Raw genomic sequence first — 25,344 nt, 5'->3', positions numbered from 1 at the left:
CTTTGTTGTTGTCTAAATGCTTTGTACAGTACTCATCCACTGCTCAAAAGCTTTTAATGCTTCTTTTTCGTAACCAAGCTGCATCGATTTCAACATCGTTTGAATGATTAGTTTTTCATCTTCTGTTGAGTTTCGATTTAAACGGTCGCCATCATAAGCTGCTAATTGAAACCAGATTTTTAATGAAAGACGATTACCTGTCGTGATTAATAATTCTCGCAAAACATCTCGACAATTAACCATACCTTCTATTTCTAGTTTCACAAAAAAACTATCCCACACAGGTAGTGTGCGAAGAATCTCTGTACAACTTATTACGCGAATTGCTTCCATTTCATGAATCTGTCGCGTTAATTCGACATCTTTTTTTGATTTTTCATCTTCTAATATAAACATCGACAGTATTTCTACAAGCTGATGCTTATGTGTGGACGCAAGAAAAGTACCGCCACCATGCCTTGTTTCAATAAGCCCTAGCAATTCTAAGCTTCGCAAAGCCTCTCGCACAGAGGATCGCCCGACACCTAGACGCTCAGATAGCACTCGTTCAGAAGGTAGCTTTTCACCTGCTTGAATTTTTTCCATTTTAATGAGTTGACGTAGTTGTTGGACGATTTCTAAAAACACTTTTTTTTGTTCGGTTTTTTTATCCATACGACTAACTCCCCTTATCAAAAAGTGGTCTGACCACTTTTTACGTTGACTCTAGCTTACAAAATAACTGTTCAAAAGTAAAGAAAAAACTGCATAAAAATTAAATGCAGTTTCTAAATTTTTGTTTCATTTTAGATCTTTTTTGTCGTTTGCGCATGTTTTACTTTAATCTGCAACTTTCCAAAACGTCTTTCCAAAACACCCTCGATAAACAGCATTTCATCCTCTAGTAACAGGTCTTGAACGAATTGAAATACTTGTGGAAACAACGTAATAGAAACAGTTCCATACTCATCCTGTAGCTGAACAAATGCCATTTGCTCACCTTTTTTTGTACGAATTTTTTTCACTTCATCAATCATGCCAATCATTTTCACATAAGTACCATCTCGAGACTGCTTTAACTCTCGACACGTACTATTGACATCACCCCAGTGTAACCTTTCTTGCGCTACTGGATGTGTAGAAATATAAAAGCCTAATCTCTCTTTCTCATGCATCAATTTTTCCTTTTGTGAAATTTCCTCTGCCTGCATATATTTTGGTTTACCAAAACTAAAGGCCATAGCTGATGTCATATCAATATCCTCAGTAGGTCTTAGCAACTCTGCGTGTTTCAAGGCTGCGTCTACTGTCATGATGAGGACAGCTCGGTCTTTTTCTAGATAATCAAGCGCACCAGCATAAATTAATGATTCCATCACTTTCGGTTTAAAATGCTGTGCACTTAAGGCAACAGCTAAATCGAACATGTTATTCAATGCCTCTGGATTTGTTTGACGTAGAGCATTCACTTTTTCGATAAATGTATGCGGAACACCTTTGATCCCCGATAAACTATAACGAATACCTTCATTTTCTACAGTAAAATATTTCGTACTATTTTTTAAAGAAGGTGGATAAAACGGGATGCCCTTATCTTTTGCCTCATGGACAAGTTGTTGAATCTTCTCTACATTTCCCGTTGCATTTGATAATAATGCTGCATAAAAACTTAGCGGGAAATGTGCCTTTAAATAGGCCATTTGATAGGAAATCACACTGTAGGCCACAGCATGACTTTTAGGGAAACCGTAATCTGCAAAACGCACAATGAGTTCATATACTTCTTCCGCTATTCGTAGTTCAAAGCCTTGCTTTAATGCCCCATTAACAAATGCAGCACGTTGTTCCTCTAAAACCTGACGATTTTTTTTACTAACCGCACGGCGAAGTAAATCCGCTTGTCCCATTGTAAATCCCGCGAGAACAGAGGCAATTTTTATTATCTGCTCTTGATAGACAATAACACCATATGTCTCCTGTAAAATAGGCTCTAACACCGGATGGGGCATAACGACCATTTCTTTGCCAGCTTTCCGTTTTGCGTAGACAGGAATAAAATCCATTGGACCTGGTCGATAAAGTGCGTTTACGGCCACAATATCTAAAAAATTTGTAGGATGGATATCACGTAATGCTTGTTTCATCCCGTCTGATTCTAATTGAAAGATACCCAATGTATCCCCACTTTGTAATAGTTGGAAAGTCATTTCATCATGCATAGGAATTAATCCAAATTCTATCCAAGGTCCTCTCGCTTTATAGATAGACCAACGTATTTGTTCTAGAATAGTGAGATTACGCAAGCCTAAAAAATCCATTTTAACGAGACCACACGCTTCAATATCACCCATTGGCCATTGTGTACTATAAATACCATCATGTCCTTCTTCAATAGGAACAGTATCTACTAATGGCGAAGGAGCAATGACAATGCCTGCTGCATGGGTGGAGGAATTTCTTGGTAAACCTTCTAGTTTTAGCGCTACCTCGAACCAACGCTGGTGCTTTTCATTTTCTGCTAACCAGTCTTGAAAGACATTTGATTCTGCCACAGCTCTTTGCAAAGTTATGCCTGGCTTATTCGGAATCATTTTCGAAATTTTTTCTAACGTTTCTGCTTCAAAACCAAAAACTCTCGCAACATCCCTTGCAACAGCTTTTGCTGACAAGGTTCCAAATGTAATAATTTGTGCAACATTTGCTTTGCCATATTTTTGTGCAACATATTGAATCACTTGCTGTCTTTTACTATCAACAAAATCGATATCAATATCAGGTAATGTGATTCTATCAGGATTTAAAAATCGCTCAAATAGTAAACCGTAGGCAAGTGGATCTACTTGTGTAATGGAGAGACTATAGGCCACAAGAGAACCAGCAGATGAACCACGACCTGGTCCAGTCAAAATGCGATTTTCTTTCGCAAAGCGCATAAAGTCCGCAACAACTAAAAAATAGTCAGCAAAGCCCATTGAGCAAATAATTTCAAGCTCATATTGCAGTCGCTCTTTATAGCTAATGGGCACTGCCATTTGCTTAAAACGTTCTTCTAATCCTGTAAATGCTTCTTTAACAAGCAAACTTTCAGCCGTTTCACCTGCTGGTACAGGAAATTCAGGCATTTGCACAGGCATTTCAGGTATACCAGCTTTACAGCTAACTAGCATTTTCACACTAGACTCAAGCCACTCTGGTCGATCACCAAACCAATTTTGCCATTCCTGTGCTGTTGGTGCAAAATACCCTTGCAAATTGGCCGTTAGCATTGTTTCTCCTAGTTTTTCGCCTGTATCTATTGCTCTTGCTACTTCATAAGCAAAATGATCTTCTGGGCGCAAAAAATAACAGCTTTGAGTGGCTACAAGTGGAATAGACTGTTCTTCACACCAGACAACTAATTCTTCTTCATTAGCTGCTTTTACCCCTCCAGGTCTTGCAATTCCTAAGTAAAAATCGTTTTTAAATAGCTGAACAAAAGTAGCGACCATTGCTTGCCAGCCATCTAAATCCGTTAATTCATTTGTTGAGAGCAGAGCCACACAACCTGCTGCATACCCCTCAAGCCATTTCCATGGCAGCACTTCATCTTGTCTAATTGATATAGCACTACTAATCTTTAATAGGTGTTGATAGCCTTCCTGAGTCCGCGCATACAGTACTAGAGGTATGCTCTTGTCATGCCACTGTACGTTAACCGAAAGTCCAATGACAGCATGGATATCAGCTTGCTGCAATGCTTTACAAAAAGGCAAAAGCCCATACAATTTCGTATTAACGATTGCACAGGCCTGTGTCTTTTGCTCTTGTAAAAAAGGAATCAATTGCTCAAGCCGAATTGTGCTTTTCAATAAATCCGCGCTCGTATGCATCTTCGTATATACATGTGTCAAATGAATCCCTTCCTTTTCTTTGTTAATGATACGCTTTACAAAGCTCCTGTAATCTTGAAATGACGCGGTCTGCTTCCTTCCATGAGTAAGCCGTGGCACCAGAGGCAAGTGGATGTCCACCACCGTTAAATTCTTTTGCTAATGTATTAATAACGGGACCTTTTGAACGTAGTCGTACACGGATTTGATCATCTTCTTCTATGAATACAACCCAAGAACATATCCCTTTGACACTGCCGAGACAACCTACTAATAAAGAGGCCTCTGATGGCACCGCATCATACTCTGCTAGCAGTTCCTTTGTCAGCTTTACATAAGCAGCTCCATGCTCATCCATTACAAAATTTTGATAAATATAGCCTTGTAAATTAAGTAGCTTTTGCTCCATTTCATACATACCATCAAAAACTTGATTTCGATCAAAATCATATGTAATCAGTTCAGAAGCAACTTTAAATGTTTTAGCTGTTGTACTTGGAAACTGGAATCTTCCTGTATCCCCTACAATTCCTGTAAATAATAATCGTGCAGCAGCATCAGAAAGCTTCCAGTTAGCAACTTCTTTACCTTCCTCATACAATTCATAAATCATTTCACTGCAAGAGCTTGCAGTCGTATCTACCCATAAAAGATCACCATAAGCATCATCATTTGGATGGTGGTCAATTTTAATCACCATTTTCCCTTTTGTATAGCGCTGATCGTCAACTCGCTCCTGATTGGCAGTGTCTGTAACAATCACTAAGGCATTGTTATAGATATCATCTGCTATATGATCAGGCTGTGCCATAAATGATAAGGAAGCATCATGTTCGCCTACAGCAAAAACCTTTTTCTCAGGATAATTTGCTAAAATGATCTCTTTTAATCCTTGCTGTGAGCCATAAGCATCGGGATCTGGACGTACATGGCGATGAATTACGATTGTTTCATAAGCAGCAATTGTGTCGATGATTTGTCTTTTCACAGTAACTTCCTCCAATATGATAGTAAGAACCGTTAGCATTTTTCTCTAATAATCGTTACAATAATGTCTAGTTATGCTAGGAGGTTTACTATGCTCAATTTAATATTTGTGTTTGCGATAATCATATCATTTGTCTTTTATTTTTATTTTAAAACAAAACAGTTTCGTTCTCCATTACCTATTGCTAAAAATTGGTATAAAAGTAAGGCGAATATTGGCTTTGGATCATTCATCCTGTTTTTCGGATTAAATCAAGCCTATTTATTCCCAGGCTTATATACTTTTATTATTGTAACAATTCTTGTCGTACTAGGCATCTTTGTTATTATAGAAAATACAAAAAAAGTACGACATTATGGTCAATTTGTTGAGGAAGAATTGCGCATCAATCAATAATATAAATAATAAAGGGATGACCAAGCAATTGCGCTAGGCCATCCCTTTTCAATCCTTAACGTTCTAATAGCTGGAACATCATCATTGCCTTACCGACAAGAATTTGTTGATTATATACTTCAAAATCCATTTTCACAAACTTACGACTCATGTCTAATATACGAGGCTTGACTGTAAGGGTGCTTTCCATTTGGACTGGCTTAATAAAATAAATGGTCATATTTTCAGCCACCGCGTCCCCACGTTTACGACGTTTTAGCGCAAATGAGCCGACCTCAGCTAGTAAAGTGGTAAAGGCACCATAAGAAATGGCTCCGTATTGATTGGTCATTTGTGGCGTGACTTTAAATTCCACGATAAGCTCTTCATCACCTAGAACCTTCATCTCATTTTTCACTAAATCATCAATGGTTTCGCCATGTTGAGGCTGTCTTTGTGCAAGTTGTAGTGCCTTCAGCACGTCCTGACGACTAATAACACCTTGCAGAATATTGTCATCATTAACAATTGGTAAAAGATCGATTCCTTCCCAAATCATACGATGCCCAGCAGAAGCAACACTCATTTTCATAGAGCCAGCGATTGGATTTTTCGTCATCACTTTTTCGATGAGCTCGTTTTCTTCTCGACCAATGACGTCTTTTACTGTAATCATACCGACCAACTTATTTTGGTGTGTGACAACAGGAAATGCACCATGTGTTGTGCGTTCATTTAGTTTCTGGAAATGATGAATTGTTTCATCATTTTTTAACGCTGCTGTGTCAGTCATTGGAACATAAATGTCTTCGATAAATAAAATATCTTTTTTAATTAATTGGTCATAGATTGCTCGGTTAATCATCGTCGCTACTGTAAACGTATCATAGCTTGTTGAAATAATTGGTAAATCTAATGAATCCGCAAGCGACTTATTATCTTCCGTTGTATCAAAACCGCCAGTTATTAAAACCGCAGCACCTGCTCGAAGTGCATTTTCATGAGCTTTAACACGGTTACCAACTATTAATAAGCTACCTGCATCTGTATAACGCATCATGTCCTCTAACTGCATTGCACCAATGACAAATTTCGTTAGCGTTTTATGTAGACCTGATTTTCCACCTAAAACTTGACCATCGACAATATTGACAATTTCTGCAAAAGTTAAGCGCTCAATATTTTCTTTCTTTTTTTTCTCAATACGAATTGTTCCAACACGTTCAATTGAACTTACTAAGCGACGATTTTCTGCTTCCTTTATAGCACGGTAAGCCGTCCCTTCACTCACTTGCATTTCCTTCGCAATTTGGCGTACTGAAATTTTATCGCCCACCGGTAGTGATTCGATATATTGTAAAATTTTCTCATGTTTTGTAGACAAAATATCACCTATTTCCTAAGCTTCATTTCTGCTCTTAGTGTACCATATTTTTTATGAAAATATTTAATATAAAGTGATGAAATTGTTTAACATTCCCCATCATTTCTACTACCAGAGTGGTATCAATTTATTAGTACAGCCTTATCATTGATTAGGAACAGTTTACTTTTTCACCGGCTTTTAAAATTTGAACCTCTGAATTTTGCACTAAATCTGCAAAAATTTGTGGATCTTGCTCGATTGGTGGGAATGTATTGTAATGAATAGGAATTACAATTTTTGGCTTTAAAAATGAAACCGCACATGCAGCATCTTCTGGTCCCATTGTAAAATTATCACCAATAGGTAAGAACGCAATATCAATCGGATGTCGTTCACCAATTAATTTCATATCACTAAATAACGCTGTATCACCTGCATGATAAATCGTTAGTCCCTCAACAAATAGTAAAATTCCAGCTGGCATACCCATGTAGATAATTTCATTATTTTCTGTTATATAAGAAGATCCGTGGAAGGCTTGTGTAAATTTTACCTTGCCAAAGTCAAATTCTTTGGCACCGCCTATATGCATTGGATGTACTTTTACACCTTGCCAAGAAATCCAATTTGCTAATTCATTTGGTGCAATGACTAACGCATCCTTTTTCTTTGCTAACTCCACTGTATCTCCAACATGATCATTATGCCCATGTGTAAGTAGAATAATATCTGGTGCTTCCTCAGTAACCTTTAAGTCTGTCTGTCCATTGCCAGTAATAAAAGGATCAATTATGATTGTTTTTCCATTTGTTTGAATTTTGACAACTGAATGCCCATGATAACTTATTTCCATCTTAAAATCCTCCTCGATTTACAAATTACAGTCCATCATTTTAATTCGCTACCCATGCGCTTTTTCCCTTTTTTTGATATGCTTGTACAGAGAATAATCATAGTATTCTCTGACAGCTTTATACCACGTTAGAGCACAATTATTCAGTACGTACTAAAAAAGGAACCTCGACATGTTCTTTAAGTAGTCGAAGCTTCCTAATGTAAATTCCAAATGTAATAAAGGGAGGACATATCTATGTCAAAAGTTGAAGAAATCCAAAGTTACTTGCAACAAAATCACATCGAAGCAGCATTTGTAACAACACCTGACAATGTTTTTTATGTTTCAGGCTTTAAAAGTAATCCACATGAGAGATTACTAGGGGTCATGATTTTTAAAGATGCTGAACCTTTTCTAATTTGTCCGCAAATGGAGATTCCTGATGCAAAGGCTGCAGGTTGGTCTTATGAAGTAATTGGACATCAGGATACAGAAAACTCAATGGAAGTACTTGCCCAAGCAATCGCATCACGCCAAGCTAATCCAACTACGTTTGCCATTGAAAAAGCGCAACTAATCGTAGAACGTTTGGAAGCACTACAACAATCGTTCCCTCAAGCTAACTTTGTTCGTCTTGATGAAAAAATTAATGCAATGCGTGTAATCAAGGATGAAAGTGAATTAGAAAAATTACGTAAAGCTGCGAAATTAGCTGATTATGCAATTGAAATCGGTTGCAAAGAAATTGCTGAAGGTAAAACAGAAATGGAAATTCTAACAGCGATTGAAAGTGCTATTCAAGATAAAGGCTGCAAAATGTCCTTTGAAACAATGGTATTGAGTGGTCCAAAAACGGCATCTCCTCATGGTATACCAGGTGCGCGTAAAATTGAAAAAGGGGATATGGTCCTATTTGACCTAGGGGTTATTTATGATGGCTATTGCTCCGATATTACACGTACCGTTGCCTTTGGTGAGCCTAGTGAAGCACAGAAGGAAATTTATAATGCCGTTTTAGCAGCCAACACAAATGCTGTCGCAGCTGTGAAACCTGGTGTTCGAGCTATGGACTTAGATAAAATTGCACGCGATACAATTACCGAAGCAGGTTACGGTGAATATTTCACACACCGCCTTGGCCATGGTCTTGGCATTTCCGTACATGAATTCCCATCAGTTACAGGGGCAAATGACATGACGATGGAAGAAGGCATGGTCTTTACAATTGAACCTGGGATTTATAAATCAGATGTAACAGGTGTACGTATCGAGGATGATGTTGTTGTAACGAAGGATGGCGTTGAAGTACTAACAAAGTTCCCGAAAGATTTAATTGTTCTATAATGAATAAAAAAAGGAAGCAACTAGTGTGCTTCCTTTTTATTTATTGAATTAGCTCATCCACATTAACGTATGGTAAACCTTGTGAATCAGCCACTGCTTTATAAACAAGTTGTCCATCTAATGTATTCACACCTTTTTTCAGTGCAGCATTATCTAGGCAAGCTTGTTTGTAGCCTTTGTTTGCAATTTGAAGTGCATATGGAATTGTATTATTTGTTAAAGCAATTGTTGATGTGCGTGGTACCGCTCCTGGCATATTTGCAACTGCATAGTGTACTACGCCATGTTTGATATATGTTGGATCATCATGTGTTGTCACACGATCTGATGTAGCTAAAATACCGCCTTGGTCAATAGCGATGTCCACTACAACAGAGCCAGCTTGCATTGACTGGATCATTTCTTCAGAAACAAGTTTCGGTGCTTTTGCCCCTGGGATTAAAACGGCACCAATAACTAAATCAGAATTTTTTACTGATTCAGCAATATTGTATGGATTAGACATTAATGTTTGAACATCACGACCAAACATATCTTCTAATTGACGTAAACGTTCTGGACTTAAATCGATAACTGTTACGTCTGCTCCCATACCAACAGCGATTTTTGCAGCATTTGTTCCGGCAATACCACCACCGATTACTGTCACTTTACCGCGTTGTACACCTGATACACCACCTAGTAAAATACCTTTACCAGCATGGTTTCTCTCTAAGAACTGTGCACCGATTTGTGTAGCCATTTTACCAGCTACTTCACTCATCGGTGTTAATAAAGGTAATGAACCGTTTGCTAATTGCACCGTTTCGTAGGCAATACCTACAACCTTTTTATTTAAAAGTGCCTGAGTCAATTCAATCTCTGGCGCTAAATGTAGATACGTGAATAAGATTTGGCCTTCATAGAAATAATCATACTCAGAAGCTACAGGCTCTTTAACCTTCATGATCATCTCCTGTGACCATGCTTCTTTAGCAGTTTGCACAATATGAGCACCTGCTGCAATGTAATCAGCATCCGTAAAGCTTGATCCTAAGCCTGCCCCAGTTTCAATGTACACCTCATGGCCTGCATGTGTTAAAGTAACAACTCCTGCTGGTGTCATGGCTACACGATTTTCATTGTTTTTAATTTCCTTTGGAATACCAATCTTCATTGTTTCCTATCCCCTTCCATTACGTAAGAAATAAGCATCATTTATGTAACTATGAATTGATGCACCCCTTGCAATTCCATATTACCAAACTATTGAAAAAAAAGCTTTATCTAAAGTAAATACAAATAAAATTTCTAACATTTTCAAAATACTAAATATTTAAACGATAAATAACGTCATAAGTTATTATATTTAAAAACTAAAAAGGACAATAATTAAGCAGCTAATAAGGATCATTCATACGCAAGTTCTGACTACCAAAAGACGTTTACACGCTGTAAATAGTGGGAATTAAGTAAGTATATTTGATTGACATTTCATAATGAAATGCCTTCACTTTTTCATAATTTTTCTTCCGGAAAGTATTTCCTTTAGACAATCATTTGGTATAATCAACATATACAAATCAGGGAGGTTTTTCAAATGGCTAATCATTATAAAAGCATTGTTGTTGCAGTAGACGGTTCGAAAGAAGCTGAATACGCATTTCGTAAGTCAATTGACGTTGCAAAACGAAACGAAGGTGCTGTATTAAATCTAGTAAATGTTATCGATACACGTTCATTTGCTGCAATCGAAGCATATGACCGTTCTATCGCAGAACGTGCTCAAGCATTTTCTGAAGAACTATTAAATGGTTATAAAAAACAAGCTGAAGATGAAGGCTTATCAAATGTTAACCTTATCATTGAGTATGGCTCTCCTAAAAATATCATTACTAAAGAGCTTTCAAAAATCGTTGACGCAGATTTAATCATCTGTGGTGCAACTGGTCTAAATGCAGTTGAGCGATTCCTAATCGGTTCTGTATCTGAAGCAATTGTACGTTCAGCTAAGTGTGACGTTCTTGTTATTCGTACACCAGAAAACTAAACCGCAATACATAAAAAGGTATCCTTCACTAGGATACCTTTTTACTTGTGTTGGTTTTGTGAGCAATCACTTGCCCTCTTTCCACATCTTCACTTTTTCAAAGAATAACGCAAGCGCCTGTTTATTTTGCATATTCGGAACTTTAGCTAATAGTACTTCTTTAGGTGCTTTTAACTCCTTCGCTTGCTTTTGTAAAATCACTATGCTCTTTTCTAATGCTTTATTGGCAAATATAGAGTCAGGTAATTGGATAATAGCTTGAATCCAGGCGTGCTTTTGAATGTACTTGTGTAGTTGCTTAGACTGCTCCGAATCAAAAAGATGAGATGGCGCAAGGAAAAATAAATAGCCACCATCCTTCGTATAATTCATCGATTGCTCAATAAATAAATGGTGGGCATAACTCATCCCCTCTGACGGGCATAGTTCATAGTCGATTGCTACTTCTTCATTTGGATAATAACCTACTGGTAAATCACAAACAACAGCATCAACTGGATTTACCAACAGATCTTGTAAGGCATCTTGACGGTATAAAGAAATAGGCTGTTCTGTTAAATCAGCAGTGGCTGCAGCAAGACGAATGAGTAGCTCATCAACTTCCACACCTGTTGCTTCCACTTTTCCATCTAATAAATTCATGACCGTAAGTAGTAAATTTCCTGTACCTACTGCTGGGTCCATAATTGAAATTTTTTCATTTTCAAGACGCTCTGCAAATATTTGTTCCACAAAATAACCAACTAATAACCCTAAAGTATCGGGTGTCATTTGATGATTTGGCTGCGAGCCTTTACGCATTCCCTTTAAAATGGCAATTTGAATAGCTTTGCGAATGTCCTCTTTTGTTGCATCTTTCTGTGAAAAATCGACTTCGCCATAAAGCCATGCCTCTAGGCCATCTAGTAACCCCTCTAACAGTGTTATATCTTGTTCTTTTTCGAACTTTTCAGCATGCTCATTTAGCAATCCAAATAACTTCTCGATGTTTTCCATACATAACTTCCTTTCACGCAGAAAAGAGCCGTGACAAAAAACTCGTCACAGCCCCTTTGTCTAGTATTATCTTAGCCTAAAAGCAACTCATTATGCTAGTGTTTTGACAGCTGCAATGGCCGCTTCATAGTTTGGATGGTCTGTAGCTTCAGGTACATATTCAACATATGTTACTTTATTATTTGCATCCACAACGAATACTGCACGTGTCAGAAGACGTAATTCTTGAATGTACACGCCATATGCTTCACCAAATGAAAGATCACGGTGATCCGAAACAGTTTGAACTGCATCAATACCTGCTGCACCACACCAACGCTTTTGAGCAAATGGAAGATCCACAGATACTGTATAAATGACTACATTGTCACCTAAGTTTGCTGCTTCTTCATTGAAACGACGTGTTTGCGCATCACATACACCAGTATCTAATGATGGTACAACACTAAATAAACGAATTTTTCCTTCTGCGTTTTTTAATGTTACAGGTGATAGGTCATTCGCTAATACAGTAAAATCTGGTGCTTGATCGCCCACCTTTACTTCATTTCCTACTAGTGTTACTGGACCATTTTTAAATGTTACTTGTGCCATATAAACGCCTCCTAATCATCATATGTACATAATATTACTAAATGAAGGGAATTAATTGCAACTAAGATAGCTTACTTTATTTGAATGAGTCTTGGTAGAGCTATTCAGCAAAGCAAGGGATTGATTTCCTTTCCAATGGAGTTGCTGCTTGGTCACGAAGGTTCGTATCACAGGATGTGATGTTTTTAGCTTTCGTTCCTCTAATTACTCGCCCCAGGATGTCATCTGTGAAGCTCATCCCCAAGGCCCCACCCGTCTTCACTACAATTAATCCTCTTCTCATTTAACAAGGCTGTCTCTCTATTTCGAGACAGCCTCTTGTCTATTGTTCATTTTTTTCCTCTAGCTTTGCTAGTTCAGGTTTTTCCTCAGTTTCCATAATCGCTTCTTGCTTTGTTAAAGAAGGTGGCGCTACCTCTTTTTCAATAAAGATTTTTTCATGCACCACTGTTGTATCAGCAAAATAATCATGTAAACCTTGGTTTTCTGGTAAAATGACTACCAAAATATAAAGTGGCATAAAAATATTATTGATGATACGACCAATCCAATCACGGAATAACACATCTGACCAAGTAAGCTTATCATGCTTTAATGAAATAACACGTAATCCAAATACCATTTTACCTAATGTTTGCCCAAAGAACTTTGTCATTAGCACAAAATAGCTATAATAAAGGATCGCCATGATAATAGAAATCGGTGCATACCAAACAGATTCCGATAAGGACCAATCCATTAGATAAAATATAGGATTTACGAGTATCCCACCTACAGCAGAAATAATGAATCCATCTAATAAAAATGCCCAAAGTCGAATCCAAAAGCCAGCTGTTTTTAAAGAATAGTTTTTATGCTTTGCTGAATCTTCTGATGCGTTGATGAGAAAGCCATTTTCGATAGAGGGTGAACCTTGCATAACAATTTCATTGTTTGTCATTGTACTCCCTCCTTAATATTCCCCGTATAAGTACATCATTTTTGGTGCACTGTAGTCCGTCATAATTTTCATTAGCATTTTTTCTTCTGCTGATGGACCAAACATGGAGCCAATTTTCATACCAACGTATGATTGCCAGCCTCCCATATCATATGAATACTCAAATAGAGCAGCATCTTCAAGTCCATAATCAGCACGTAGAGCAGCGATGGCTGCTTCTTCGTCACCAATTTCATCAATTAAGCCGGCTTCAAGCGCTTTTGTACCACCGAGAATACGACCATCTGCAACCTTTTTCACTTCTGCTTCAGACATATTACGTCCTTGCTCTACAATATCTACAAATTCTTCGTACGTTTCGTTAATCATATCTTGCATCATTGTGCGTTCCTCAGGTGTCACTTCACGCATTGGGCTTAGCATATCCTTGTGCTCACCCGATTTAAACGTTTCGAATTTAACACCAACTTTTTCAGCTAATGCTTGGTAGTTCATAGATTGCATAATGACACCTATAGAACCTGTTATTGTATCACGATGAGCAAATATTTTATCAGCAGGTGCTGAAATATAATAACCACCTGATGCTGCCATGGAATCCATAGATACATAGATTGGAATTTGTCGTTCTTCTTTAATTTTCAGGAGCTTTTTATAGATTTCTGCTGATTCTTTCACGCCACCACCTGGTGTATTAACGCTTAAAACAATGCCCTGTACCGAATCATCATACATAATATTATCCAACTGGTCTAAAAAGAATTGATGATCATAGCCAACTGGTTGCCATAATGTACTTGATCCGATATCTTGAATCGTTCCATCTACCTTTAAATAAGCAATTCGCTTATCAAAATTGTCTCCTTCGATTACATTTTCATAAACATCTAAATTATTTCCTGCCATTAAACTATCAAAATTACCTAGGAAATCTGCTTTAAATAGAGCAAAAACAGTGTTAATCCCTAATGAAAATAGTAAAAGAACTCCTGCAACTACTAAAGCAACCCACCTTTTAACATTCATGTCTTTCCGCCTCCTCAACACGTAATACGTATGACTTGCTTATTTGTTTCATTTTTTTGCAATAATATGCAAAAATTTTTTTATTCATTTCCTCATAATACCTTATCTAAAATCAGAAAAAAAATCAAAGTTCATACATTTGCATGAACTTTGATTTTCGACATTATTTCCTAGGAAATGATGATTCATGGAATTGCTTTGCTTCTTGTTGTCGTAATTCGACACGTCTAATTTTACCTGAGGATGTTTTCGGCAGTTCTTCAACAAACTCAATAGCACGTGGATATTTATAGGGTGCTGTTAATGATTTCACATGATCTTGAAGTGTTCGAATGAGTGCTTCATTACCAATTTCTCCATTACGAAGTACAACAAATGCCTTTACTATATTTCCTCGAACTTTTTCAGGGCTCGCAATGACAGCTGCTTCTTTCACAGTTGGATGTTTCATCAATGCATCCTCTACTTCAAATGGTCCGATTGTATAGCCAGAAGATATAATGACATCATCCCCTCGACCCTCAAACCAAAAGTAGCCATCTTCATCTTTGGAGGCACGATCTCCTGTAATGTACCAATCTCCACGGAATTGTAAATTTGTTCGTTCAGGATCATTTAAATATTTTTTAAAAAGTGCGGGTGTTTCACGATGAACAGCAATATCACCAATTTCTCCTATAGCAACTGGTTTGCCATCATCGTTAATGATTTCAACAGTATTACCTGGAGTAGGTTTTCCCATAGAGCCAATTCTAGTCTCCATTCCTATCATTGTACCAACGAGTAACGTGTTTTCTGTTTGACCATAGCCGTCTCGAACTTGTAAATTGAAAGTTTCCGAAAACACTTTGATGACCTCACTATTTAAAGGCTCACCAGCCGATACAGCTTGACGAATTGCACTCAAATCATACTCATGTAATTGATGAAGGGCTGCCATAAAACGATATTCAGTTGGTGTGCAGCATAATACATTGATTTTAAATTTTTCAAGCAATGTTAAATATGTAGCTGCATCAAATTTACCTTTGTATACAAATGCGGTTGCACCACTGCCTAATGTAGCAAGAAACGGACTCCATATCCATTTTTGCCATCCAGGTGCTGCTGTAGCCCAAACGACATCATTTTCTTGCACACCTAGCCAATGTGGGGCCGTAGTTCGTAAATGTGCATAACCCCAGCTATGAGTATGAACAGCTGCTTTTGGGTTTCCTGTAGTACCGCTTGTATAGGCTAAAAATGCATTATCTGTACTTTTCGTAGGGTCAGAACTTATGTAGGTTGTAGGTTGATTGTACATTTTTTCAAGTAACGGTTGCCAAGGTTCGTGTGCTTCCCCTATTACGAATTGCTGTGTTCCTTGTAAATTTCCCACTTCATCAAATTGTTCAATATAGGGTTCGTATGCAACAACACCTTTAGCATTCGCGTGTTGAATGCGGTACTCAATATCCTTAGATCTTAACATTTCAGAGCTTGGAATAATGGTTAATCCAGCTTTCAATGCTGCAATATACACAATGTATGCTTCTACTGAACGTGGTACCATCACTAAAATCACATCACCTTTTGTTAAGCCTTGCTTGGTGAAAACGTGTGCCGCTTGGTTCGCTTTTTCAAGTAAATGTGCATATGTAATAAATTGTACTTCTTTATTTTCTTCATAAATAATTAACGCATTTTTATTTACATCTTGAGCGAATTTTTCAATTTCCTCTGATATGTTATACCATTCTGGTGCAACTAAATCTTTTCTTTTCACGGCAAATGCCCCCTTTTGTTATGACACATTATAAAACTCCTTTTTCAGCATTTTCAATGGTTTGTGCTCAATTTTGTTAAAGTCATGACAACTATCATACTTTGCTATATGGCATCAGTCACGTTTTGTCGATAGGAAAACTAGCTATTGAATACAAATGAAAAGTATGGTACATTTTGGTCAACTAAAAGCAAGATTGCAGGGGGACTCATAAGAGTTGAGAAGGTAAAACCTGACCCTTTGAACCTGTTAGTTAATACTGACGTAGGGAGCAACGGACATCGTTTTTTCAGATGAAAGGCTCTTTTTCGTGCATTTACACAAAAAGGGTCTTTTTTGCATGCTTACGTCCATCCACAGAGGAGGACTGAAATGATTTTTCAAACAATTCGTCAACAACGACCACTCATTCATTGCATCACAAATTATGTGGTGGCAAATTTCCAAGCAAATGGTTTATTAGCAATAGGTGCTTCTCCTGTTATGGCTGACGATAGCCACGAAGCAGAGGAAATGGTAGCAATGGCACAAGCTCTATTAATTAATATTGGGACACTGAATGATCGAACAAAAAATGCCATGTTGTTAGCAGGTAAAAAAGCGAATGCACTTGGTATTCCTGTTATTCTAGATCCTGTCGGTGCTGGAGCCACAATATATCGCAAGGAAACCGTACAACACTTGCTTAAGGACATACAATTTGCAGTTATTCGTTGTAATATCGGTGAGCTTGCGGCGATAGCCAATGTTGATTGGCAACAGAAAGGTGTCGATAGCGGTCATGGCTCCATGGCTATGGAGGCTGAAGCAACATTATTGGCTCAACGTTTCAAATGCATTGTCATCGTAACGGGTGAACGAGATTTTATGACAGATGGTGTGTATAGCCATTGGATCACTGGTGGAAATGCAATGATGACGGAGGTAACTGGAACAGGCTGTTTACTTAGTGCTATATGCGGTGCTGCCTATATCGTAGGTAATAATCCATACAAACAATTAGCAGAAACACTCACTTTCTATAAAAAAGCAGCAGCACTTGCCTCTGCATTTACTGCAGAAATTGGTGATTTTCAAATAGCTTTGTTAAATGCCATACACCGCTTGTCAAAGGACGGTGAAGCTTCATGTATACTGTAACGACGATTGCAGGCTCTGATAGTGGTGGCGGTGCTGGTATTCAAGCTGATTTAAAAACATTCCAAGAATTAGAAGTATTTGGGACTTCAGTCATTACAGCTTTAACTGCTCAAAATACTCTGGGTGTTACGGGTGTTTTCACAATTGATGTTTCATTTGTAGAAAAACAACTTCAAGCATTAGTAGCAGATTTTTCGATCGCTGCGATTAAAACGGGTATGCTTTATTCCTCGGATATTATTCAAGCAATCGCGCACATTATCAGTGATTTAAAAATTCCACTGATTGTCGATCCAGTGATGATAGCAAAAGGTGGAGAAAGCTTATTACAGCAAGATGCTATCGAGGCAATGCGCTCATCCCTGCTGCCTCTCGCTACTATCGTTACGCCAAATATACCAGAAGCAGAGGCGCTTACAGGGAGAAGAATAAACCATATTGAAGATATAAGAGAAGTGGCGCAAAGCTTTTTACAATTAGGCGTACAATGCGTCATCATCAAAGGTGGCCATTTAGCAGATCCACTTTATGCCATTGATTATGTATTTTATAAAAATGGTCGATCTTTTTCCATGCAGTCGCCCCGAATTCAAACAAAAAATACACACGGTACTGGCTGTACATTTTCAGCAGCACTCACTGCTTTTCTTGGACAAGGCTTCACTCTTGAAGAGGCCATTATTGAAGCTAAAAAATTTATTCAATTAGCGATTATGCATGATTTATCCATCGGGAATGGTCATGGTCCTACAAACCATTTTGCCTATCAACAGCATAAAACAGCCTGCGAGGTGAAGATTCATGAAACGTGAGGATTTACAGCTTTATTTTATTATGGGCACTAACAATGTTTTCCATCAGGAGCCAATCACTGTTCTCGAAAAAGCGTTGAAAGCAGGTATTACAATGTTTCAATTTCGTGAAAAAGGTCCTCAAGCTTTAACTGGATTCGCCTATGAACAATTTGCACGTCAATGTCAAAAGCTATGTAAACAATATAATGTGCCATTCATTGTCAATGATGATATTGATCTCGCTGTTCGAATTAGTGCTGATGGCGTTCATATTGGCCAGGATGATTTACATGTAGCCATAGCGCGTAAAAAAATTGAGAACATGATCCTTGGTGTTTCTGTACATTCACACGAAGAATTACAAACAGCTATTGCTCATCATGCTGATTATGTAGGGATTGGTCCTATTTTTGCAACAACATCTAAAAGTGATGCACAACCACCTTGCGGCACATATTTTTTACAGCAGGCTCACAATCTCCACCCTGAATTACCTATAGTAGCGATTGGTGGCATTAACTGTACAAATGCACATATTGTATTACAGGCAGGTGCTGATGGTGTTGCAGTTATTTCTGCTATTTGTAAAAGTGAAGATGTTGAGCAAACAGTTTCTTCCTTTACATCTTTGTTTCGCATAAATAAATGATCTATAAACAAACTAAAACCAGTGCCTTTTACGGTCACTGGTTTTAAGTTTATAAATGCTTAATCAGCATTTATTGGTTGTTTGGCATACCTTTTAATTGAGATTCTGCCATTTGTACAAGACGTTTAGTGATTTCACCGCCAACGGAACCGTTAGCACGAGCTGAAGCGTCAGCTCCTAATTGAACACCAAATTCTTGTGCAATTTCGTATTTCATTTGATCTAGTGCTTGTTGTACACCAGGTACTGCAAGCTTGTTTGAACTGCGGTTGTTGTTGTTTGTCATGTTTCTCACCTCCTTGTGAATATAGAATGTGCGATATTAGATTTTTAATACAAAAATTTTAGAGGTAAATTGTACCTCTAATGGTACATAGAAAACATCACAAAAAACCCGTCTCAAAACGAGCTTTGAGACGGCTGTTGAATCATTATAATAGATCTGCAAATTTATCTTGTTGCTGTTCTTCTTTCTTAGGGAAAATATAGACCTCTCGATTTTTTACTGCTCGCTCGATAAGTTCATCAAAATCAGAGAAGCTTTCATAGTGCTCTACCTTTTCAAGTTTCGGCTTTGTTTTTGGGCTTGCAGGTGTAAAAATCGTGCAGCAATCTTCAAATGGCTGAATAGATGTTTCGTATGTGCCGATTTTTTCTGCAATATCAATGATTTCTAGCTTATCTGCTGAAATTAATGGTCGTAAAATAGGTGTATTTGTTACAGCATTAATGGCCGTTAAGCTTTCAAGCGTTTGACTTGCTACTTGTCCAAGACTTTCACCTGTAACAATGGCAAGAGCTCCAATTTCCTCACGGACCTGATCGGCTACCTTCAACATCATACGACGAGTTGTCGTCATTGAAACATTAGAAGGTACTTTTTCTTTAATCAATACTTGTATTTCAGTAAAAGGAATGACATGTAATCGAATACTAGCACCAAATTTCGTTAATTCATTTGCAAGTACTTTTACTTTTTCCAATGAATTTTGGCTTGTATAAGGTGGGCTAAAGAAGTGAATGGCTTCTAAACGCACACCTCTCTTCATCATTAAATAACCTGCAACAGGACTATCAATACCACCAGATAGCATTAATAAAGATTTTCCATTAGACCCTACTGGCATGCCGCCTGCACCAGCAATGACTTGTGCCATCATATAAGTTGCATCATGGCGAACTTCTACACGAAGCTCAATATCAGGTTGCTTCACTTTGACAGATAAATTTTTAAATTGTGGTAAAACATAGCCACCAATCTCACGTTGGATTGCATGAGATTCTAAAGGAAATGTTTTATCTGTACGTTTAACTTCTACTTTAAATGTACGTTGCTCATCGTTAAATGTCTCCATTATTGTGATGGCCAATTTCTTCATTGTTTCAATTTCTTTTTCACATGCAGCCACAGGGCTAAATGATTGAATACCAAAAATTTTAGGTAGTCCTGTTATGAGTGTTTGCATCTGTGCTTCGTTTTCGATAGCAATAAACATGCGGTCACGTTCTGTACGGATATGCAAATGTCCTAAATCCGCAAAAGCATGACGAATATTTTCACGTAAGCGGCGGATAAAATCCATTTTATTACGACCTTTTGTAGAAAGCTCACCATATCGAATTAAAATTTCTTTCCAAATCATTACTTAATTTCTCCTTTGAGTTCCAACATTACTTCTGCTAGCACTTGTTTAAACTTTTCTATATCTTCTGCCGTGTTATGTGCACCAAAACTAATACGGATTACACCTTTTTTGTAATGTTCATCGAGGTGCAGAGCCTCAACAACATGACTTGTTTTTGTTTGCTTCGATGAACAAGCACTTGACGTTGACACAATGATGCCACGTTTTTGCATGGCGTTTATAATAACTTCCCCTTTTAAATCCCGAACACTGAATGATAAAATATGTGCAGCACCTTGTGGGGTTGATAAAATATGAACTGACTCTCCATATCCCTCTAACTGCGCACGAATTTCATCTTGCCATTGACGATATTTCATTGCACGTTCATTCGCTGTCTCAATTGCTAACCGAGCAGCTTTCGCTAATGCGACTGCTTGCGGAACCGCTACAGTTCCACTACGCAATCCAAATTCCTGACCTCCACCTAGTGCATATGGCTGCCACCTTATGGCTTTACGAAAAGCCAATACACCTGAACCTTTTAATCCATGTATTTTATGACCAGAAATAGAAATACAGTCAGGCCCATCTTCTCCTTTAAAGGATATAGCTAATTTCCCAAAGCTTTGTACAGCGTCAACATGAAGAACAGCCCGACTCATTTCATGAATCATTTTAGCTGCTTCATCAATAGGTTGAATAGCACCCATTTCATTATTTACATGCATCATGCTTACTAAAATGGTCTCTTTACGTATCTTAGTACGTAGATCATCTAGAGAAATCACACCATTTTGATCGACACTAAGATAGTCAATATCATAGCCCTCTTTTTCGAGCTGTTTAATTGTTTCTAAGACAGATGGATGCTCGATCTCAGTCGTTAAAATATGTTTTCCTATATGTGTATTACTACGTGCTATTCCAAAAATAGCAGCATTATTTGACTCTGTACCACCTGAAGTAAATAGCACATTTCTTGCCTCTGTCTGCAAAATATCTGCTACTTGCTCACGTGCACGCATTAATAAATCATTGGATTCAACACCCATAGCATGGATAGAGGCAGGATTGGCGTAATACTGCTCATTCACAACCATAAACGCCTGCATAACCTCATTTAAAGGTTTTGTTGTAGCACTATTATCTAAATAAATTGTATTAACCATAACTTTTCACACACTTTCAAAACGTTGATTTAACGGTACTTATCATAACGCAATCTTCACAGATTGACCACTAACTTTAACGATTATTCAAATTTTAATTGATTTTCAACATCGTGATGAAAGTTGTTGGTGTACTAAATTCTATATCTTTGACAAAACCAAATTTTTCATAAAGATGGATCGCTCTTTTATTAAATTGTGCGACTGTTAAACGAAGTGGTGTATGCTGCTCTTGTTGTATAGTCATTAAAATATAAGAAAAAAATGTTGCACCCAACCCTTGTCCTGTTAGATTGGGATTCATACCAATGCCAACATCCACACAACCTTTTACATATGCACCAAACTCATGTCCTTTGGGCACTTGAGCTGCCGATCCAGTACAATAAAAACCGATTAATTCCTCTTGATCATTGACAATAGCATAGTAGGGATTTTCAAGCATTTCTTGCAACGTTTCATCTGAGACTTCATTATTATAAAAATCATATGGTTGTTCATATTGCCAATGTAAAATCTCATTTGCATACGTTTCATTCATGTCTCGCTTCAGTAGCTTCAAGCAGATCACATCCTATTCTAGAATTTATAAAGAAAGCTGTCTAAAAAGTAATCGCTATACTTTTTAGGCAGCTCAAATGTTATTTGAATTATTTTGACATGGACTCTTCTACAACCAATTCTTGAATTCGTTTTAAAGCACCTGGCTCCATTTCTTCAACAGCCGTTCCCGCTTCTTCTAATGCCTTTGCATAACGGAATTGATGGAAAGCCCCTTCAGCTTCTTTTAAACGCGTATTCAATTTTGGGTTCGATGCACGGTGACGATTACCATACTGAATGATTCTTTCAATTAGCATAACATTTTCTATTAATTCATGTGCCTTTACTTTAACATCTTCTACACAAAGAGTTGCTGCATTTAAATTATTATGAACTGTGCCCATATTAAGTGGCACTTCTTGCAAGCTTTGCATGACAACATAGATGTGCTCTGCAGCCTCATCAAGTCGTGCATCCATCTCCTCAGGGATTCCTGGAATATTTGCCTTGTTTAATAGGCGATCTGTGTCTTGTAACATTTTCGTTAAGTTTTCGACTTGAGCACGAGCCTTATTCTCATCAATTCGAAGCTTCTTCATTGTATTCGATAGATGCCCTTGCTCTTCATGAATTCGTTCAAGCTCTTCACTAATTTCTACTAATTCTTCCTGCAAACTAGAGTAAGCAGATTTTTCTTCTCTAACCCGCATTGCTAATAAATCATAACGACGTTGCAGTGCTTCCAATTGCTTTAATGCAGCTTTTGGAATTTCTGCATCCTTTTCATTTAAATGATAACTTTGTTGCACATAAGTCGCTTCATCACTAACTAACTTTGTAGAAGAAATGACACTCGTGATGGAACTTAACAAACGATCACAATTTTGGTCGACATAATTTTTAGCAACAACCTCTTTTTCAAGTAAATCATAAAAATGATCAATCTCTTCATTAATTTCTGTCACACGAGGTTTTACAACTGTTAAATTAAGCTCAGACAAATCATTTTTTAATGAATCAAATTCTTTTTCATACTTGTTTAATGCCTCAGTCAATTCTAAATGCTGTAAATAGTAGGATTGGTCTTCCATTTCACGTTGACCATTACGCAATTCCTGAACCGCTCCTGGTAGCTTAACTTGAATTTCAGTCAAAATAGATGGGACATCATTAATATAGTCAAATGTTTGCTGAGATTCTTGATTTAAACTAATGACAATTTCTCGCGCTTGCAAATAATTCCCTTCATTTGTCAGTACATCAAACTCTTCAAACTTTTGAACAAATGTCTCAAGCTTTTTCTCAAGAGCAGGTAACGCTACACCAAACGAATGCTGGTGCGCCAGCAATGTCTTTCTTGCAGAGCGATAATATTCCTTTAATTGTTCAATTTCAATACGATTTTTTTCTTCACTGCCAATTAATTCATTCAGTTCTTCTAATATTTTATCTTTATCTTGATCGCATTTTTCAATATAATCTTCAATTTCACGTTCTATTAACGTCGCTTTTTTAAAACGAAGTCGGTTAATTTGATCTTCAGCGTCAAATAGAAGTGAATCAATTTTAGTCATATGTACGTCGATGACTTCATCCCAAGTATTGCGCCATCGTTCAAACATTTCTTCCGTTTCACCGTTCATGTTTAAAGATTTTACTTTTGAAATTTCTTCATTTATAGGGTTATGTTGAATTTGTAATTTTTCATTTTCAAGTTTTGCAATAATTGCAACATGTTTTCTTCGCATCATAAATCCTACTATGGCTAAAATTAATAGTAGGATAATCGGAATGATGATATACTCCATCGTAAGCCTCCTATTCTACAATAAACGAATTGGCTAGTTGTATTTATTATATACTATGTTTTCGCCTTTTGTACTAAAATTTAAGTGATTTTCAGAAAACTGTATTTTTGCTATAGTGAAATATTTAATTAGCATATCAATAGAGCTAAAGGAGTGGTTAATTATGAAACGCGATGGGCATATACATAGTCCTTATTGTCCACACGGCAGTTCTGACTCATTCATTCAATATATTGAAAAAGCAATTTCTCATAATTTCACGGATATAACGTTTACAGAACATGCCCCATTACCCAAAAATTTTAATGACCCTACCCCGCAAAAAGATAGTGGTATGAATCCAGATGATCTCATGCCTTACTTAGAAGAATTGCAGCGCCTACAAAAACAGTATGCACAAGATATTCGTATTCGTATTGGGTTAGAAGTAGACTATATCCAAGGATTTGAACAAGAAACTCGTCAATTTCTTACTACATATGGACATTTTTTAGATGATGCTATACTATCAGTCCATTTTTTACAATGTGAAGATACCTTTGTATGTATCGACTTTTCTCCTGAATGCTTTATTGATTTTTCAAAAAAAGTTGGCTCTGTCGAACAGGTTTATGATTTATATTATGATACTGTCCTACAATCGATTAGATCAGAACTTGGTCCATACAAACCAAAACGGATTGGGCACCCAACACTTATTCATAAATTTCAGCTAGCACATAAAGAAAAAATCAATGACGCCTCTCGAATTAAAGAAGTATTGGACATCATGAAGCGTAAGGGCTATGAACTCGATTTAAATAGTGCTGGTTTAAGTAAACAATATTGTCAGGAGCCTTATCCACCATTTGATTTTATCCATTATAGTCAAGCTATTGAACTTCCATATGTATTTGGTTCGGATGCACATAGCGCAGATGATTTACATCAACATCATAATGTTATATTACCAATATAAATAAATTTTAAACGAGGTGCTTATATGTTTACACAAATTAATTACGAAGGGTCCATTGCTGACCAATACCTAACATTATCAAAGCAATTAGATGCATTATTGGCTGGCGAAACAGATAAAATTGCCAATTTAAGTAATGCCTCTGCACTATTAAATCAATTTTTAACAAATATCAACTGGGTTGGCTTTTATATTTTACAGGAAAATGAACTTGTACTAGGACCATTTCAAGGACTTCCTGCATGCGTTAGAATTCCGATTGGCCGTGGGGTTTGCGGAACAGCTTTGGCAACGGGAGAAACGATTGTTGTAAAAGATGTACACGATTTTCCAGGACATATTGCCTGTGACGCTGCCTCACAGTCCGAAATTGTCATACCTTTGAAGAAGCAAGGTGAAATCATCGGTGTACTTGATATTGATAGTCCAATAGTGAATCGCTTTTCCAAGGAAGATCAAGATGGCTTAGAGCAATTTGTCAAAACGCTACTTCTTCATTTATAGGATATTAAAAATTGCCCTGAAATGTCTTATATTGTCATTTCAGGG

General features: G+C 37.3%; 24 protein-coding genes and 1 riboswitch. Of the genes, 8 read left to right on the top strand and 16 right to left on the bottom strand.

The window, feature by feature from the left end; all coding sequences use genetic code 11:
• Window positions 1-12 precede the first annotated feature (12 nt).
• The 3 genes from GJU32_RS14995 to GJU32_RS14985 all read right to left on the bottom strand — a co-directional run bounded on the left by GJU32_RS14995 (window position 13) and on the right by GJU32_RS14985 (window position 4,836).
• Entirely contained in the window at window positions 13-654 is a 642-nt protein-coding gene (locus tag GJU32_RS14995; protein WP_155592768.1) for a FadR/GntR family transcriptional regulator, read from the bottom strand.
• Window positions 655-785: 131 nt separating this feature from the next.
• On the bottom strand, window positions 786-3,869 hold the full coding sequence (gene dnaE / locus GJU32_RS14990; protein ID WP_155592767.1) for a DNA polymerase III subunit alpha: 3,084 nt from the start codon (window positions 3,867-3,869) through the stop codon (window positions 786-788).
• 22 nt (window positions 3,870-3,891) lie between these two features.
• The gene (locus GJU32_RS14985) at window positions 3,892-4,836 is read right to left on the bottom strand and encodes a DHH family phosphoesterase (RefSeq protein ID WP_155592766.1); all 945 of its coding nucleotides are present in this window, start codon (window positions 4,834-4,836) and stop codon (window positions 3,892-3,894) included.
• A gap of 90 nt (window positions 4,837-4,926) precedes the next feature.
• Here GJU32_RS14985 and GJU32_RS14980 point away from each other — a divergent pair, with 90 nt between their 5' ends.
• Window positions 4,927-5,232 (top strand): YtpI family protein, encoded by a 306-nt coding sequence (locus tag GJU32_RS14980; protein WP_155592765.1) that lies wholly within the window; start codon window positions 4,927-4,929, stop codon window positions 5,230-5,232.
• Window positions 5,233-5,287: 55 nt separating this feature from the next.
• Here the strand turns inward: GJU32_RS14980 and GJU32_RS14975 are convergent, their stop codons facing one another.
• Window positions 5,288-6,595 (bottom strand): DRTGG domain-containing protein, encoded by a 1,308-nt coding sequence (locus tag GJU32_RS14975; RefSeq protein ID WP_155592764.1) that lies wholly within the window; start codon window positions 6,593-6,595, stop codon window positions 5,288-5,290.
• Window positions 6,596-6,746: 151 nt separating this feature from the next.
• A complete protein-coding gene (locus GJU32_RS14970; RefSeq protein ID WP_155592763.1) occupies window positions 6,747-7,430 on the bottom strand; it encodes a metal-dependent hydrolase in 684 nt (227 codons plus the stop codon).
• Window positions 7,431-7,667: 237 nt separating this feature from the next.
• On the opposite strand from GJU32_RS14970, the gene GJU32_RS14965 reads away from it, so the two are divergent.
• A complete protein-coding gene (locus GJU32_RS14965) occupies window positions 7,668-8,756 on the top strand; it encodes a M24 family metallopeptidase (RefSeq protein ID WP_155592762.1) in 1,089 nt (362 codons plus the stop codon).
• Window positions 8,757-8,796: 40 nt separating this feature from the next.
• Here the strand turns inward: GJU32_RS14965 and ald are convergent, their stop codons facing one another.
• Window positions 8,797-9,912, bottom strand: a complete 1,116-nt coding sequence (gene ald / locus GJU32_RS14960) for an alanine dehydrogenase (RefSeq protein WP_155592761.1) — start codon at window positions 9,910-9,912, stop codon at window positions 8,797-8,799.
• A gap of 423 nt (window positions 9,913-10,335) precedes the next feature.
• On the opposite strand from ald, the gene GJU32_RS14955 reads away from it, so the two are divergent.
• Window positions 10,336-10,785 carry a universal stress protein gene (locus GJU32_RS14955; RefSeq protein ID WP_155592760.1) on the top strand — a complete coding sequence of 150 codons (450 nt, stop codon included), beginning with the start codon at window positions 10,336-10,338 and terminating at the stop codon, window positions 10,783-10,785.
• Window positions 10,786-10,851: 66 nt separating this feature from the next.
• Here GJU32_RS14955 and GJU32_RS14950 read toward each other — a convergent pair whose 3' ends face one another.
• From GJU32_RS14950 to mbcS, 5 genes are all read right to left on the bottom strand, one after another.
• Window positions 10,852-11,781, bottom strand: coding sequence for a class I SAM-dependent methyltransferase (locus tag GJU32_RS14950; RefSeq protein WP_155592759.1), 930 nt, complete (start codon window positions 11,779-11,781; stop codon window positions 10,852-10,854).
• Window positions 11,782-11,871: 90 nt separating this feature from the next.
• On the bottom strand, window positions 11,872-12,375 hold the full coding sequence (gene tpx, locus GJU32_RS14945) for a thiol peroxidase (RefSeq protein WP_155592758.1): 504 nt from the start codon (window positions 12,373-12,375) through the stop codon (window positions 11,872-11,874).
• A 322-nt stretch (window positions 12,376-12,697) separates the two neighbouring features.
• Complete coding sequence (locus tag GJU32_RS14940) at window positions 12,698-13,315, bottom strand: RDD family protein (RefSeq protein WP_155592757.1); 618 nt, start codon at window positions 13,313-13,315, stop codon at window positions 12,698-12,700.
• 12 nt (window positions 13,316-13,327) lie between these two features.
• Window positions 13,328-14,341, bottom strand: a complete 1,014-nt coding sequence (gene sppA / locus GJU32_RS14935) for a signal peptide peptidase SppA (protein ID WP_155592756.1) — start codon at window positions 14,339-14,341, stop codon at window positions 13,328-13,330.
• Window positions 14,342-14,504: 163 nt separating this feature from the next.
• On the bottom strand, window positions 14,505-16,106 hold the full coding sequence (mbcS, locus tag GJU32_RS14930; protein ID WP_155592755.1) for an acyl-CoA synthetase MbcS: 1,602 nt from the start codon (window positions 16,104-16,106) through the stop codon (window positions 14,505-14,507).
• Between the two features lie 190 nt (window positions 16,107-16,296).
• A riboswitch (TPP riboswitch) is annotated at window positions 16,297-16,394 on the top strand.
• An 84-nt stretch (window positions 16,395-16,478) separates the two neighbouring features.
• Between mbcS and thiM the strand changes: the two genes are divergently transcribed.
• Genes thiM through thiE form a run of 3 tightly spaced genes read left to right on the top strand, consistent with a single transcriptional unit; the run spans window position 16,479 to window position 18,689 of the window.
• Window positions 16,479-17,246: a hydroxyethylthiazole kinase gene (gene thiM / locus GJU32_RS14925; protein ID WP_155592754.1), complete on the top strand. Its 768-nt coding sequence runs from the start codon at window positions 16,479-16,481 to the stop codon at window positions 17,244-17,246.
• The gene (thiD, locus tag GJU32_RS14920) at window positions 17,234-18,058 is read left to right on the top strand and encodes a bifunctional hydroxymethylpyrimidine kinase/phosphomethylpyrimidine kinase (protein WP_155592753.1); all 825 of its coding nucleotides are present in this window, start codon (window positions 17,234-17,236) and stop codon (window positions 18,056-18,058) included. Before thiM ends, thiD begins: the two co-directional genes overlap by 13 nt.
• Entirely contained in the window at window positions 18,048-18,689 is a 642-nt protein-coding gene (gene thiE / locus GJU32_RS14915) for a thiamine phosphate synthase (RefSeq protein ID WP_155592752.1), read from the top strand. Before thiD ends, thiE begins: the two co-directional genes overlap by 11 nt.
• A 70-nt stretch (window positions 18,690-18,759) precedes the next feature.
• Here the strand turns inward: thiE and GJU32_RS14910 are convergent, their stop codons facing one another.
• From GJU32_RS14910 to ezrA, 5 genes are all read right to left on the bottom strand, one after another.
• Window positions 18,760-18,975, bottom strand: coding sequence for an alpha/beta-type small acid-soluble spore protein (locus tag GJU32_RS14910; RefSeq protein WP_155592751.1), 216 nt, complete (start codon window positions 18,973-18,975; stop codon window positions 18,760-18,762).
• A gap of 145 nt (window positions 18,976-19,120) precedes the next feature.
• Window positions 19,121-20,332: a tRNA uracil 4-sulfurtransferase ThiI gene (gene thiI, locus GJU32_RS14905; RefSeq protein ID WP_155592750.1), complete on the bottom strand. Its 1,212-nt coding sequence runs from the start codon at window positions 20,330-20,332 to the stop codon at window positions 19,121-19,123.
• Window positions 20,332-21,486 carry a cysteine desulfurase family protein gene (locus tag GJU32_RS14900; RefSeq protein WP_155592749.1) on the bottom strand — a complete coding sequence of 385 codons (1,155 nt, stop codon included), beginning with the start codon at window positions 21,484-21,486 and terminating at the stop codon, window positions 20,332-20,334. Before GJU32_RS14900 ends, thiI begins: the two co-directional genes overlap by 1 nt.
• A gap of 94 nt (window positions 21,487-21,580) precedes the next feature.
• Complete coding sequence (locus GJU32_RS14895) at window positions 21,581-22,027, bottom strand: GNAT family N-acetyltransferase (RefSeq protein ID WP_196426715.1); 447 nt, start codon at window positions 22,025-22,027, stop codon at window positions 21,581-21,583.
• Between the two features lie 109 nt (window positions 22,028-22,136).
• Window positions 22,137-23,837, bottom strand: a complete 1,701-nt coding sequence (ezrA, locus tag GJU32_RS14890; RefSeq protein ID WP_155592747.1) for a septation ring formation regulator EzrA — start codon at window positions 23,835-23,837, stop codon at window positions 22,137-22,139.
• A 163-nt stretch (window positions 23,838-24,000) separates the two neighbouring features.
• Here ezrA and hisJ point away from each other — a divergent pair, with 163 nt between their 5' ends.
• Both hisJ and GJU32_RS14880 read left to right on the top strand, forming a co-directional pair.
• A complete protein-coding gene (gene hisJ, locus GJU32_RS14885) occupies window positions 24,001-24,795 on the top strand; it encodes a histidinol-phosphatase HisJ (protein WP_155592746.1) in 795 nt (264 codons plus the stop codon).
• 24 nt (window positions 24,796-24,819) lie between these two features.
• Window positions 24,820-25,299, top strand: a complete 480-nt coding sequence (locus GJU32_RS14880) for a GAF domain-containing protein (RefSeq protein WP_155592745.1) — start codon at window positions 24,820-24,822, stop codon at window positions 25,297-25,299.
• The last annotated feature ends 45 nt before the right edge of the window (window positions 25,300-25,344 follow it).

Origin of the sequence: Lysinibacillus cavernae (assembly GCF_009724685.1) — a bacterium.
GTDB lineage: Bacteria > Bacillota > Bacilli > Bacillales_A > Planococcaceae > Lysinibacillus > Lysinibacillus cavernae.
The sequence above is the reverse complement of the archived record's forward strand: the minus strand, read 5'-3'. Positions and strand labels throughout refer to the sequence as shown.

Coding starts and splice junctions, on each gene's coding strand:
- GJU32_RS14995 (WP_155592768.1), bottom strand. CDS start 654: ATGGATAAAAAAACCGAACAAAAAAAAGTGTTTTTAGAAATCGTCCAA.
- GJU32_RS14980 (WP_155592765.1), top strand. CDS start 4,927: ATGCTCAATTTAATATTTGTGTTTGCGATAATCATATCATTTGTCTTT.
- GJU32_RS14970 (WP_155592763.1), bottom strand. CDS start 7,430: ATGGAAATAAGTTATCATGGGCATTCAGTTGTCAAAATTCAAACAAAT.
- GJU32_RS14965 (WP_155592762.1), top strand. CDS start 7,668: ATGTCAAAAGTTGAAGAAATCCAAAGTTACTTGCAACAAAATCACATC.
- ald (WP_155592761.1), bottom strand. CDS start 9,912: ATGAAGATTGGTATTCCAAAGGAAATTAAAAACAATGAAAATCGTGTA.
- GJU32_RS14955 (WP_155592760.1), top strand. CDS start 10,336: ATGGCTAATCATTATAAAAGCATTGTTGTTGCAGTAGACGGTTCGAAA.
- GJU32_RS14950 (WP_155592759.1), bottom strand. CDS start 11,781: ATGGAAAACATCGAGAAGTTATTTGGATTGCTAAATGAGCATGCTGAA.
- tpx (WP_155592758.1), bottom strand. CDS start 12,375: ATGGCACAAGTAACATTTAAAAATGGTCCAGTAACACTAGTAGGAAAT.
- GJU32_RS14940 (WP_155592757.1), bottom strand. CDS start 13,315: ATGACAAACAATGAAATTGTTATGCAAGGTTCACCCTCTATCGAAAAT.
- sppA (WP_155592756.1), bottom strand. CDS start 14,341: ATGAATGTTAAAAGGTGGGTTGCTTTAGTAGTTGCAGGAGTTCTTTTA.
- thiM (WP_155592754.1), top strand. CDS start 16,479: ATGATTTTTCAAACAATTCGTCAACAACGACCACTCATTCATTGCATC.
- thiD (WP_155592753.1), top strand. CDS start 17,234: ATGTATACTGTAACGACGATTGCAGGCTCTGATAGTGGTGGCGGTGCT.
- thiE (WP_155592752.1), top strand. CDS start 18,048: ATGAAACGTGAGGATTTACAGCTTTATTTTATTATGGGCACTAACAAT.
- GJU32_RS14910 (WP_155592751.1), bottom strand. CDS start 18,975: ATGACAAACAACAACAACCGCAGTTCAAACAAGCTTGCAGTACCTGGT.
- thiI (WP_155592750.1), bottom strand. CDS start 20,332: ATGATTTGGAAAGAAATTTTAATTCGATATGGTGAGCTTTCTACAAAA.
- GJU32_RS14900 (WP_155592749.1), bottom strand. CDS start 21,486: ATGGTTAATACAATTTATTTAGATAATAGTGCTACAACAAAACCTTTA.
- GJU32_RS14895 (WP_196426715.1), bottom strand. CDS start 22,027: ATGAATGAAACGTATGCAAATGAGATTTTACATTGGCAATATGAACAA.
- ezrA (WP_155592747.1), bottom strand. CDS start 23,837: ATGGAGTATATCATCATTCCGATTATCCTACTATTAATTTTAGCCATA.
- hisJ (WP_155592746.1), top strand. CDS start 24,001: ATGAAACGCGATGGGCATATACATAGTCCTTATTGTCCACACGGCAGT.
- GJU32_RS14880 (WP_155592745.1), top strand. CDS start 24,820: ATGTTTACACAAATTAATTACGAAGGGTCCATTGCTGACCAATACCTA.